This window comes from Micromonospora sp. NPDC005173 (assembly GCF_040608515.1).
Lineage (GTDB): Bacteria > Actinomycetota > Actinomycetes > Mycobacteriales > Micromonosporaceae > Micromonospora.
Map to the genome: position 1 here is coordinate 41,386 of NZ_JBEXIK010000028.1, position 11,766 is coordinate 53,151.

Annotated in this window: 11 protein-coding genes; 9 read left to right on the forward strand and 2 right to left on the reverse strand. The window is 70.6% G+C overall.

The window, feature by feature from the left end; genetic code table 11:
- Positions 1–79 precede the first annotated feature (79 nt).
- Positions 80–775 carry an NAD(P)H-binding protein gene (locus ABZV00_RS25755; RefSeq protein ID WP_355610350.1) on the reverse strand — a complete coding sequence of 232 codons (696 nt, stop codon included), beginning with the start codon at positions 773–775 and terminating at the stop codon, positions 80–82.
- A 65-nt stretch (positions 776–840) separates the two neighbouring features.
- On the opposite strand from ABZV00_RS25755, the gene ABZV00_RS25760 reads away from it, so the two are divergent.
- From ABZV00_RS25760 to ABZV00_RS25795, 8 genes are all read left to right on the forward strand, one after another.
- The gene (locus ABZV00_RS25760) at positions 841–1,425 is read left to right on the forward strand and encodes a TetR family transcriptional regulator (protein ID WP_355610352.1); all 585 of its coding nucleotides are present in this window, start codon (positions 841–843) and stop codon (positions 1,423–1,425) included.
- A 153-nt stretch (positions 1,426–1,578) separates the two neighbouring features.
- Positions 1,579–2,811, forward strand: a complete 1,233-nt coding sequence (locus ABZV00_RS25765) for an MFS transporter (RefSeq protein WP_355610354.1) — start codon at positions 1,579–1,581, stop codon at positions 2,809–2,811.
- A gap of 115 nt (positions 2,812–2,926) precedes the next feature.
- The gene (locus ABZV00_RS25770) at positions 2,927–4,600 is read left to right on the forward strand and encodes an ABC transporter substrate-binding protein (RefSeq protein ID WP_355610356.1); all 1,674 of its coding nucleotides are present in this window, start codon (positions 2,927–2,929) and stop codon (positions 4,598–4,600) included.
- A 6-nt stretch (positions 4,601–4,606) separates the two neighbouring features.
- Positions 4,607–5,563, forward strand: coding sequence for an ABC transporter permease (locus ABZV00_RS25775; protein WP_328415775.1), 957 nt, complete (start codon positions 4,607–4,609; stop codon positions 5,561–5,563).
- Positions 5,560–6,447: an ABC transporter permease gene (locus ABZV00_RS25780; protein ID WP_328415777.1), complete on the forward strand. Its 888-nt coding sequence runs from the start codon at positions 5,560–5,562 to the stop codon at positions 6,445–6,447. The genes ABZV00_RS25775 and ABZV00_RS25780 overlap by 4 nt, the downstream gene beginning before the upstream one ends.
- Positions 6,444–7,505 (forward strand): ABC transporter ATP-binding protein, encoded by a 1,062-nt coding sequence (locus ABZV00_RS25785; RefSeq protein ID WP_355610359.1) that lies wholly within the window; start codon positions 6,444–6,446, stop codon positions 7,503–7,505. Before ABZV00_RS25780 ends, ABZV00_RS25785 begins: the two co-directional genes overlap by 4 nt.
- A gap of 38 nt (positions 7,506–7,543) precedes the next feature.
- Positions 7,544–8,503 carry an oligopeptide/dipeptide ABC transporter ATP-binding protein gene (locus tag ABZV00_RS25790; RefSeq protein ID WP_355610412.1) on the forward strand — a complete coding sequence of 320 codons (960 nt, stop codon included), beginning with the start codon at positions 7,544–7,546 and terminating at the stop codon, positions 8,501–8,503.
- Complete coding sequence (locus ABZV00_RS25795; protein ID WP_355610361.1) at positions 8,500–10,290, forward strand: gamma-glutamyltransferase family protein; 1,791 nt, start codon at positions 8,500–8,502, stop codon at positions 10,288–10,290. The genes ABZV00_RS25790 and ABZV00_RS25795 overlap by 4 nt, the downstream gene beginning before the upstream one ends.
- Here the strand turns inward: ABZV00_RS25795 and ABZV00_RS25800 are convergent.
- Complete coding sequence (locus ABZV00_RS25800) at positions 10,287–10,970, reverse strand: GntR family transcriptional regulator (RefSeq protein WP_328415782.1); 684 nt, start codon at positions 10,968–10,970, stop codon at positions 10,287–10,289. The genes ABZV00_RS25795 and ABZV00_RS25800 overlap by 4 nt on opposite strands.
- Positions 10,971–11,039: 69 nt before the next feature.
- Between ABZV00_RS25800 and ABZV00_RS25805 the strand changes: the two genes are divergently transcribed.
- A complete protein-coding gene (locus tag ABZV00_RS25805; RefSeq protein WP_355610363.1) occupies positions 11,040–11,756 on the forward strand; it encodes a YoaK family protein in 717 nt (238 codons plus the stop codon).
- Positions 11,757–11,766 lie beyond the last annotated feature (10 nt).

Consider the following 11,766-nt stretch of genomic DNA (forward strand, 5'->3'; position numbering starts at 1 on the left):
CCGCGTCCACCGCAGGAATCAGGGCGGACGACGGGCCCTCGCAACCGTCGGGCGGCGGGCCAGGACGCGGGCTGGTGCGTCACTTCTTCCTCATGACGGCCTCGCGCCAGATCAGACCCGCGATACTCGGCCGCACCTCGGTGGTGATCACCGCCATCGCCCGCCGGACGAAACGGTCGTCGGTCAACTGCGCCACCATGCTCGCCGCCAGATCCGCACGTGCCGTGAACAGGCCGTCCGCGACGTTCTCGGCCACGTGGTAGCGCGTGGCGGCCGGGTGGTCGAACAGCCCGGACGGCCGGACGATGGTCCAGTCCAGGTCGCTGTCGCGTACGAGCGACTCCATGCGACGCATGTCCTCGTGCGCGGTGTGGCCCACCCTGCGGTTGAACAGCGGATCCAGCACGTTGTTGAAGAAGAACTCGCCGGTCGGTCGCCACGTGGGATCCATGACGCTGGAGCTGACTGTGACAAGGCGCTTCACCCCGTGTCGGTGCATTGCGGCCACGATGTTCGCGTTGCCCCGCGAGTACACGGTGATCGGCTTCGGGGTGAGCGGGACACCCAGGCTGGACAGGACGGCATCGCTGCCGGCGACGGCCCGCTGGACGGCGTCCAGGTCCGCGACGTCGGCGCTGACGACGGCGAGGCCGGCGCGGGGCTGGACGTTGTGCGGGCGGCGGGTGACCGCGACGACCTCGTGGCCGGCGGCCAGGGCCTGCTCGATGATCTGGCGGCCGGTGGGGCCGGTGGCGCCAAAGACGACAGTGCGCATGTGCTCACTCCTCGTTGCGGGTTGACGACGTTGACCGTGCCACCGGAGAGGCGCATTATTCAATCGTGTTGAATAAAACCCGGGGTCGACCTCGAGGCAACCCCGATACCAAGGCCCGCATCGCCGAGGCCGCGCGCGAGCTGTTCCTGAAGCACGGTTATCCGGGCACGACGGTCCGGGCGATCGCCGCCGCCGCTGACGTCGACTCGGCGCTCATCAGCTACCACTTCGGCTCCAAGCAGGGCCTCTTCAGCCAGTCGCTGAACCTGCTGTGCGTCGAGCCCGCCGCTCTCGACCAGGCCTTGCGGGGTGACCAGGCCGGCCTGGCCGACCGCCTGCTCGACTCGGTCACCGGCCTGTGGGACGCCACCGTGCCAGCCGAGAACCGGATGGCGGTGCAGGACGACGACACAATGCGCGCCCTGCGTGACTACCTGGACGGTGAGCTGCGCCTCCGCATCGCTGAATTTCTCGGCGGGCCCGACGCGACGCAACGCGCCACCGCCGCGGTCGGCGTGCTGGGTGGGCTGATCTTCACGCGGTACCTGAACCCGATCCGTTCGATCGGTGGGCTGTCCCCGGCCGACGTCCGGCGCGTCTTCGGGCCGGCGCTGCGGGCCGCCCTGCACGGCCGACCCCGTCGGTCGTGAGCCCGAGCGCACCACCTGATGAGGGCGTTTAGGGCTGTTACCGCACCTCCGCCGAGGGCCGCGGCCATGCTGCACACAGGGACAGCAGCCGCGACGGGAGGGTGCGGGCGGCGCCGGCCCGCAGCAGGGGTTTGAGCCCGGGGGGGACTGGTCATGTCCAACGCCAGCCAGGCCGATGGCGGAACGGCGCGGTCCGGTTCCACGTCAGGCGCCGTACGGGTCGCCTTCGCGTTCTGGATCACGCTCGTGGGAACCACCGTGCCGACCCCGCTCTACCCGCTCTACGAGATGGAGTTCGGTTTCTCGTCGTTGACCGTGACCGTGATCTACGCGGTGTACGCGCTTGGCGTGGTCGTCGGTCTGCTGATCTTCGGCCGCCTCTCGGACCAGATCGGCCGTCGGCCGGTCATCCTCACCGCACTGGTCCTCTCCGTCGCCGCCGACGCCGTGTTCCTGGCCGCCGTGGACCTGGCGATGCTCGTCGTGGGCCGCGTGCTCGCCGGTCTCTCCGCCGCACTGGTCATCGGGGCGGCGACCGCGGCGCTGGCAGAGCTGATCAAGGATCCGCGGCATCCCAGGCGGGCCGCCACCGTGGCGATCTTCGCCAACCTGGGTGGTCTCGCCACCGGCACCCTGCTGGCCGGAATCGTGTCGGACGTGGCGCCCGAGCCGCTCCGGCTGCCGTGGGTCATCGTGCTGGTCCTGGCGGTGGTCGGGATCATCGCGATGATCGGGGTGCCGGAGACGGTGGCGCAGCGTTCCCCGCTGACCCTGCGACCTCAGCGGTTACGCGTACCGCCGAACATCCGCGGCGACTTCGTCCGTTCCGCGACCACCGCCGGCGCGGGCTTCGCCGCACTCGGAGTGCTCACGGCGGTGAGCGGATTGTTTCTCGGCATGGTCCTGCACGAGGAGTCGCACACCCTGGCCGCGCTGGTGGTCTTCCTGGCCTTCGCCGGTGCCGCGTTCGGTCAGCTACTGACCCGTGTTCTGTCCTCACGTACCGCGCTGGCGTTCGCCTGCGCTGGCCTGATCGTGGCGGCCGGCCTGCTCGCGTTCAGCATGTGGATGGCGGTGCTGGTGACCCTGCTGATCGGCTCGACGATCACTGGTGTCGCGGCCGGGGTCGCGGTCGGCGACGGCATCACCACGATCACCATGAAGACCGCCCCGGAGGGCCAGGCCGAAGTGGTGTCGACCTTCTTCGCCATCCTGTTCGCCATGCTCGGCGTGCCGGCGGTCGGTGTCGGCCTGCTGATCCAGGTGACCGGTCTGCGTGCCGCTGCTGAGCTCTTCAGTGCGGTGGTGGCGGTGCTCGCGTTGGTCGTCCTGGTCAGCCTGGTGCGGGGCGGCCCGGCCCGCGCCGGGGCGCGTCCCGCCGGCTGAGGCGGGCCCGGGTTTTGTCCACGATGACCGGGCGTTCGAGAGCCCTCCAAGGGTCTTGCGGCGGTCATCGTATACAACATACGCTCCCCGGAATCGCCCACTCGAGGAGCTCCCGATGACGAACCTCACCTTCAGGGAAACGAGCCTGCCCCGCCGCCGTCCGCTCCGGGCCGCCGTGGCCGCGGTCGCTGTCTTCTGCACGGTCATTGCCTGCTCACCGGTGTCGGACAGCGGGGACGCCCAGTCCGGCGACAACCAGTCGGCAGGCCAGGATTCCTTCGGTACGCCGGCAGACCCCGCTGCCGTGAAGCAGGGCGGCAAGCTGGTCATCGCCCTCTCCGCGGAGCCCGACGCCCTGGACCCGACGCTGTCGCGGAGCCTCTACTCCCGCTATGTCTTCCAGGCGATGTGCCAGAAGCTCTACGACGTGAACGAGCAGGCGCAGGTCGTACCCCAACTGGCGACCGCCCTGCCCACCACGAGCAGCGACGGCCGGACGGTGACCATCTCGCTGCGTCAGGGGGTGCGCTTCGGGGACGGCACGGCGTTCGACTCCGCCGCCGTGAAGGCCACCCTGCAGCGACACCTGACCAACGCCCGGTCGGCACGCAAGAGCGAACTGGGTCCCATCGACGGCGTCGACACCCCGGACGCGCACACCGTCGTGCTGCGGCTGAAGCAACCGTTCGCGCCCCTGCTCGGCGCCCTCGCCGACCGGGCCGGCATGATCATGAGCGCCAAGGCCCTGCAGAGCCTGGGCGACGACTTCGCCTCGGCGCCGGTCTGCGTCGGCCCCTTCAAGTTCGCCAAGCGGGTACCGCAGAACTCCATCGACGTCGTGAAGGACCCGAACTACTACGAGGCTGACAAGGTCCACCTCGACGCCATCTCGTGGCGCATCCTCAGCGACGCGAGCATCCGCGCCGCCAACCTGCGCTCCGGCGACGCCCAGGTCGCCGACAGCATCTCCACCCAGGACGTCGCCTCCCTGCGGCAGGACGCCGCGGTCTCCGTCCTGCAGTCGCAGTCCCTCGGCTACCAGGGCCTCACGATCAACATCGGCAACGTCGACGGCATCGGCACCCCGCCCAAGCCGATCAACCGCCCCCTCGCGCAGAACGCCAAGGTTCGGCAGGCCTTCGAGCACGCAATCGACCGGAAGGCGCTGGTCGACGCCGTCTTCAACGGCATCCACGCCGCCGCCTGCTCACCCATCTCTCCCGCGAGCACGTTCTCGTCGCCGGAGGCGCAGACCTGCCCGGCGCACGACCCCGCCAAGGCCAAGCAACTCCTCACCGAGGCAGGTGTGCAGACGCCGTACCCGGTGACGATGCTCGCGTCGAACACGCCCGACACGCTGCGCCTCGCGCAGGCGCTCCAGTCCATGGTCAAGGACGGCGGGTTCGACCTGAAGATCAACCCGGTGGAGTACTCGTCCCTTCTCGACGAGCAGGACCGCGGCAACTTCGAGCTGCTGCAACTGGGCTGGAGCGGCCGGATCGACCCGGACGCCAACATCACGAACTTCGTCGGCACCGGCGCGAGCCAGAACGTCGCCGGCTACAGCAACCCCCAACTCGACACCCTGCTGACCCAGGCCCGGCAGTCCAACGACATCGAGGAGCGCAAGAAGCTGTACGGGCAGGCGGTCACGCTGCTCCAGCAGGACGACGCGCTGATCTACCTCTACCGGCAGCGGAACCTGACCGCCGTCAGCAAGCAGATCCAGGGCCTGCAGGTCTTCCCGGACGGCGTGATCCGCGCGGCCTTCGCCGGTTTCACCAAGTAGGTCCCCGTGGCCCGATATCTCCTCACCCGCGCCTGGCAGTCTGCGCTGACCCTGCTGTTGTCGACGATCGTGGTGTTCTTCGGTGTACGGGCGCTCCCCGGTGACCCCGCCCTGGCGCTGGCCGGGGAGGACCGGTCACCGGAGGCACTCGAGGCCATCCGTCGGCACTACGGGCTGGACCAGCCGCTGCCACTGCAGTTCGCGCAGTACGTGGAACGCATGGTGCAGGGCGACTTCGGGGTGTCGATCCGGACCGGTACGCCGGTCTCGTCGATGCTCACGACCGCCCTGCCGGTCACCGCCGAACTCTCCATCCTGGCGATCCTCATCGCCACGGCGCTCGGCGTCGGCGCCGGGGTGCTCGCGGCAGTACGCCGCGGGCGCCCGGCGGAGTGGCTGGCCAACGGGCTGGCCCTGATCGGCCTGTCGGTGCCGCACTTCTGGCTCGGGCTGCTCGCGATCCTCTACCTGTCCGTGGCGACCGGGCTGTTCCCCGCCTCCGGGTTCGTGCCGTTCCTTGAGGATCCCGTGGACAATCTGCACCACATCGTCCTGCCGGCCGTGATCCTCGGGACCGGCCTCGCCGCCATCATCATGCGACAGACCCGTTCGGCGATGTTGGACTCGCTCTCGTCCGACTACGTACGGACGGCGAAGGCGAAGGGCCTCCGACCGCGAGCCGTCATCACCCAGCACGCGCTGCGGAACAGCCTCATCGTGGTGGTGACCGTCGTGGGCCTGCAACTCGGGGGCCTGATCTCGGGGGCGGTCGTCACCGAACAGATCTTCGGGCTTCCGGGCTTCGGCAAAATGACCATCGACGCGGTGTTCCAGCGGGACTATCCGGTGATCCAGGCCGTCGTCCTGCTCACCGCCACGGCCTACATCGTGATCAATTTCTTCGTGGACCTGCTCTATTCGGTCATCGATCCACGGATCAGGGTGACGGGAGATCCGGCATGACCGTCCTCACCGTTCCGATGGCGGAGACCGGTTCCGGCAGCATCACCCGGCGCACCCGCGTTCTGCGCCGGTTGCGACGGAACCCGCTCGCCGTCGTGAGCTTCGTCGTGCTCGCCCTCGCCGCCGTCATCGCGTTGCTCTCGCCGTGGATCGCCCCGTACTCCGTCGACCAGACCGACTTCGCCCACACGTTCTCACCCCCCGGCACCCCCGGACACGTGCTCGGCACCGACGACCTGGGTCGCGACGTCCTGTCCCGGATCATGCTCGGGGCGCGGGCATCGCTGCAGGTGGGGCTCCTGGCGGTGGCCACATCATTGGTCATCGGTGTGCCGCTCGGGCTCGCGGCCGGTTACTTCCGCGCCTGGGACGCGGTGATCTCGCGCTTCACCGACCTGCTGCTCGCGTTCCCGTTCCTGATCATGGCGGTGGGGTTGGCGGCGATTCGGGGCGCCAGTCTCGGCAACGCCGCCGTGGCCATCGGCATCGCCCAGATCCCCGGGGTGATCCGGGTGGTGCGCTCGGACACGCTACGGCTCAAGTCGCTGGACTTCGTGGCCGCGGCCGTCGTGGACGGCGCCAGCGACCTGTGGGTGCTCGCCCGGCACATCCTGCCCAACGCGACGTCGGTGATCCTGGTGCAGGCCACGGTCGCGATCCCGGCGGCGATCCTCGGCGAGGCGGTGCTCTCGTTCCTCGGCCTCGGCATCCAACCCCCGGCCCCCAGCCTGGGCACCATGCTGGCCACCGCCCAGCAGTTCGCCTCCCGTGCCCCGTGGGCCGCCGTCCTCCCCGGTGTTGTGATCATGGGTCTGGCGCTGGCGTTCAACGTCTTCGGTGACGCTCTCCGGGACGCACTCGACCCGAAGGGAGACCGGCGATGACAACGGTCGAACGGGCCGGAACGGCCGCCTCGGTCGACACACCCGTCCTGGAGATACGCGACCTCTCGGTTTCGTTCCCGACCGAGACCGGGACCGTCTCGGCGGTCGACAAGGTCAGTCTGGATCTCGCGCCCGGGGAGATCGTCGGGATGGTGGGCGAGTCTGGATGCGGAAAGAGCGTCACCGCGATGAGCATCGCGGGCCTGCTCCCGGAGAGCGCCCGGATCACCGGCTCGGCGCGGCTCAACGGCACCGAGCTGGTCGGCACCCGCGAGTCGGTGCTCCGCCGGGTACGCGGCAAGGAGATCGCCTACATCTTCCAGGAGCCGATGACGTCCCTCAATCCCGTGCTCACCGTCGGGCGTCAGATCGGGGAGGTGCTCCAGGTCCACGAACGGATGTCCCGACGGGCCGCCCGGGCACGCGCCGTCGAACTGCTGACGCTCGTCGGGATCCCGTCCGCCGCGAAACGAGTCGACAACTATCCGCATCAGCTCTCCGGAGGCATGCGCCAGCGCGTGATGATCGCGATGGCGGTGGCCTGCGGGCCGAAGGTGCTGGTGGCCGACGAACCGACCACCGCGCTGGACGTCACGGTCCAGGCCGGCATCCTCCAGGTGCTGCGGGACCTGCGCGACCGGCTCGGCACGAGCATCCTCATCATCACGCACGACCTCGGCGTGATCGCCGACATCGCCGACCGCGTCGTCGTCATGTACGCCGGGCGGGTGGTGGAGCGGGCACCGGTCACCGACCTGTTCGCGCACCCGTACCACCGCTACACCGCCGGTCTCCTGTCGGCGTCGCCGACACCGGGAAGGCACGCCGGCACCGACCGGCTGCAGGAGATCCCCGGCCTGGTGCCCGTCCTGTCGACCCAACCGGACGCGTGCACGTTCGCCGACCGCTGCCCGGCAGCCGACACGCGGTGCCGCGACTCCGCCCCGCCCCTGGAGGCGGTGCGGGCCGGGGGCACGCTCGCCGCGACGGGCCACCTCGCGGCCTGTTGGCACCCCTGCCCGACCGCCCGCATGCAACCCGAGGAGGTGAACCGGTGACGCCAGAGCCGGACGCCCTGCAGGTCGAGGACCTGGTGATGCACTTCGGCCCGGTACGCGCCGTGGACGGGGTGTCCCTCACCATCGCGAAGGGCCGGGTCACGGCCCTGGTGGGGGAGAGCGGCTCCGGAAAGTCGACCGTGGGCCGCTGCGTGGTGCGGCTCGTGGAACCGACCGCCGGAGGGGTCAGGATCGCCGGGACGGATGTCACGCACCTGTCCCGGCGACAGCTACGCCCGCACCGCAGTGCGGTGTCGATCGTCTTCCAGGACCCCGCCGCCTCCCTGGACCCACGCATGCTGGTGGGGGAGGTCGTAGCCGAGCCGCTGCGGCTGTCCGGCCGGCGGATCCCGCGCCGCGACCGGGAGGCCCGGGTCGCCACCGAGCTTGAGCGGGTGGGCCTGCGCGCCGAGGTGGCACGCCGCTACCCCCATGAGCTCTCCGGCGGGCAACGCCAACGGGTCAGCATCGCCCGGGCACTGATCTCCGAGCCCAGGTTGCTCATCGCGGACGAACCCACCAGCGCGCTCGACGTGTCCGTGCAGGCGTCGGTGCTCAACCTCCTCGCCGACCTGCAACGGGACATCGGGTTCGCCTGCCTCTTCATCACCCACGACCTGTCCGCGGTCGAGTACCTGGCCGACGACATCGCCGTCATGTACCTGGGTCAGCTCGTCGAGAAGGGCTCACGCGAGCGGATCTTCGCCCGGCCCGCCCACCCCTACACACAGGCGCTGCTGTCGGCCGCGCCGGTGGCCGACCCCGTCCGCCAACGGCAGCGTCAGCTGGTGCTGCTCGGCGACGACCTGCCGTCCGCGCTCGACCCGCCGTCCGGCTGCCGCTTCCGCACCCGGTGCCCGCTCGCGTTCGACAGGTGCGCGACGGAGGTACCGGCACAGGTGGCGATCGGTGACGGCATGGCCGCGTGCCACCTGGTCCAGCCGGACGGCACCGGGCCCGACGTCCGGGCCGCAGATACGAGTGAGGTGTTGTCATGACGTTCACCACCAGACCGACGCTCCAGGGCACCTTCGGCATGGTGTCCTCGACGCACTGGCTCGCCAGCCAGTCCGCCATGGGCATCCTCGAACGCGGCGGGAACGCCTTCGACGCCGCGGTCACCGCCGGGTTCGTGCTGCACGTCGTCGAACCACACCTCAACGGCCCCGGTGGCGAGGTGCCGGCCATCGTGGCGACCGCCCAGGACCCGAACCCGAAGGTGCTGTGCGGGCAGGGGCCGGCGCCGGCCGGTGCCACCATCGCGCATTTCCGGTCCCTCGGGATGGACCTCATCCCCGGATCCGGCCCGCTCGCGGCGGCCGTACCCGGCGCCGTGGACGCCTGGCTCCTCCTGCTGCGCGAGCACGGCACGCTCTCCCTTGAGGAGGTGCTGGAGCCGGCGATCGGCTACGCCGGTGCCGGCCACCCGCTGGTGGGCAGGGTCGGTGACACCGTGGCGGCCGTGCGGTCCCTGTTCGAGGAGCACTGGCCCACCTCCGCGCAGCTCTGGCTGCGCGACGGCAGGCCACCGGCGGCGGGGGAGATGTTCGCCAACCCGGCGTACGCGCGGACCCTGCGACGACTGGTCGAGGCCGGGCAGGCCGCCGGCACCGACCGGGAGGCACAGATCGAGGCCGCTCGCCGGGCCTGGAGTACGGGGTTCGTCGCCGAGGCGATCGACCAGTTCAGCAGGCAGCCGTTCCAGGACTCCAGCGGAAGTCCCCACGCCGGGCTCGTCACCGGCGCCGACCTGGCCGGCTACTCGGCGACCTGGGAGGAACCGGCCACCCTGGACTGGCACGGCTACTCGGTGGCGAAGACTGGTTTCTGGGGCCAGGGTCCGGTGCTGCTGGAGACGCTGTCCGTCCTCGACGCGCTCGACGACCCCGGCGCGTACGACCCGGCGACCGCGACCGGCATCCACGCCCAGGTCGAGGCGCTCAAGCTGGCCTTCGCCGACCGCGAGGCCTGGTTCGGCGACGGCGGCGACGTGCCCGCCAAGGCGCTGCTCTCCCGGGAGTACGCGCGGGAGCGGGCCGCCCTGATCGGCTCCCGAGCGTCAGCGGAGCTGCGGCCGGGACGTCCCGACGGGGCGGAACCCCGCCTGCCGGCGCACGTCCGACCCGGTGCCGGGCGTCGTGCCGCCCCGACGGATCCCACGACGGGGGAGCCGACGGTGCAGTCGGACGGGGTGACCCGCGGTGACACCTGTCATGTGGACGTGGTCGACCGCTGGGGCAACATGATCTCCGCTACCCCGAGTGGCGGCTGGTTGCAGAGTTCGCCCACCATTCCGGAGCTCGGCTTCCCGCTGGGCAGTCGGCTGCAGATGTTCTGGCTGGAGGAGGGCCTCGCCTCGTCGCTCGCTCCGGGTCGGCGACCGCGTACGACGTTGAGCCCGACCATGGTGCACCGCGACGGGGAGCCGGTACTGGCGTGCGGCACACCCGGCGGGGACCAGCAGGACCAGTGGCAGTTGCCGTTCCTGCTTCGGCATCTCGTCGGTGGCCAGTCCCTGCAGGAGGCCATCGACGCGCCCGCGTGGCACACCGTCAGCCTGCCGGGGTCGTTCTACCCGCGCGACATGGAGCCCGGCGTCCTGGTGGTGGAGGACCGGCTCGGCGAGGACACGCTGGCGGCCCTGCGGGCGTACGGGCACGAGGTGCGACTGTCCGACGCGTGGAGCCTCGGCCGGCTCTGCGCCGTGACCCGCGATCCGGACACGGGCTTGCTCGCCGCCGGAGCGAACCCCCGGGGCATGCAGGGCTACGCGTGCGGCCGTTAGTGGGCCGCTCCGTATCCGCCTTCGGCGTTCTCGTAGGCGGCCGCGGATGCGGCGTCGAGATGGTCGAGTGCGGCCCGCTCGGCGCGGTCGCCGTCACCTGACTCGATGGCGTCGACCAGCTGGATGTGCTCGGCCCACGAGTGTGGAGCACGTTCCGCCGCACCCAGCCGGAAGACCCACTGGACATGGAGGTACAGCGACTTGGCGATCGACGACAGCCAGGGGTTTCCGCTGATCTGGAGGATGCGCAGGTGCAGGGCGCTGTTCAGCTCGGCGACCCGGGGCAGGTCATGCCGCTCGGTCGCCTCGCGGCCCTGGTCGAGCAGCGCGCGCAGGGCCGCCACGTCGGCCGCGCTCGCCCGCTCGGCTGCCAGCCGGGCGGCCAGTGTCTCCAGGCGCTCGCGGACGGCGAACATGTCCCCGATGGTCCCGCTGCTGGGCGAGGCGACGACTGCCCCACGGCGGGGGAGGATCACCACGAAGCCCTCCGCCTCCGCGACGCGCAACGCCTCGCGGACAGGGTTGCGGGAGACGCCGAAGTCCTCGGCCAACCGGTCCTCGGTCAGCCGCTCTCCGGGGAGGTAGTCGCCGTCGATGATGGCGGTCCGCAGTGCGGCGAGGACCTGGTCGCGTAGCGGTAGGTGTTGAGCGCCGAGCTTGTCCCGCAGGTCTTCAGCCAACCTGATCGCCTTTCCGTGATCTGTCGGGACAAAGTGTATACGAAGAACAATCTATGGAGGTGGCCGACAGTGTCGAGCACAGTGCCCCGCGTCATTCACCCCCGCGCCGCGGCGCAGGACAGCCAGCACCTCCTGCGGCGGCGGCAGGCCCTCGTCGTCGTGCTCACCTTCCTGACCGGAAGTGCCGACGCCATCGGCTTCCTCGCCCTCGGCGGAGCCTTCGCCAGCGTCATGACCGGCAACATGGTCCTCCTCGGACTCTCGGCGGGCCGGGGCGAGGCCGAGCTCGCCCTGACCTCCGGCTGCGCCATCGTCAGCTTCATCGTCGGCGTCCTCGCGGGCGCCCGCGTCGTCGGCTCGGCGCAGCCGGACGATCCCGTCTGGCCGCGACGGGTCACCTGGGCGCTCGTCCTGGAGCTCGTGGTGTTCGTCGTCTTCCTCGTCGTCTGGGAGATCAGCCTTCCCACCCACGACGAGCACGTCCATCTCGCGCTCCTGATGCTGTCGGCGGCGGCGCTGGGCGTGCAGAGCAGTGCGATCCAACGGTTCGGCGTACCGGGCCTGTCGTCCACGTACCTGACCGGGACCCTCACGAGTCTGATCGCCGGCGTCGCCGCGCGCAGCCCGTGGCGCAGCCTGCGGCCCAAGGCCCAGGTCCTGCTGGCCCTGATGACCGGCGCCGCGGTCGGTGCCCTGGTCGCCCTGCACCTACCGGTACTGGCGCCGGCGCTGCTGATCGTGCCGCTGGTGCTCGTCATCGCCGTGTCCTCGCGAATGAGGTCATAGCCGTCCACCG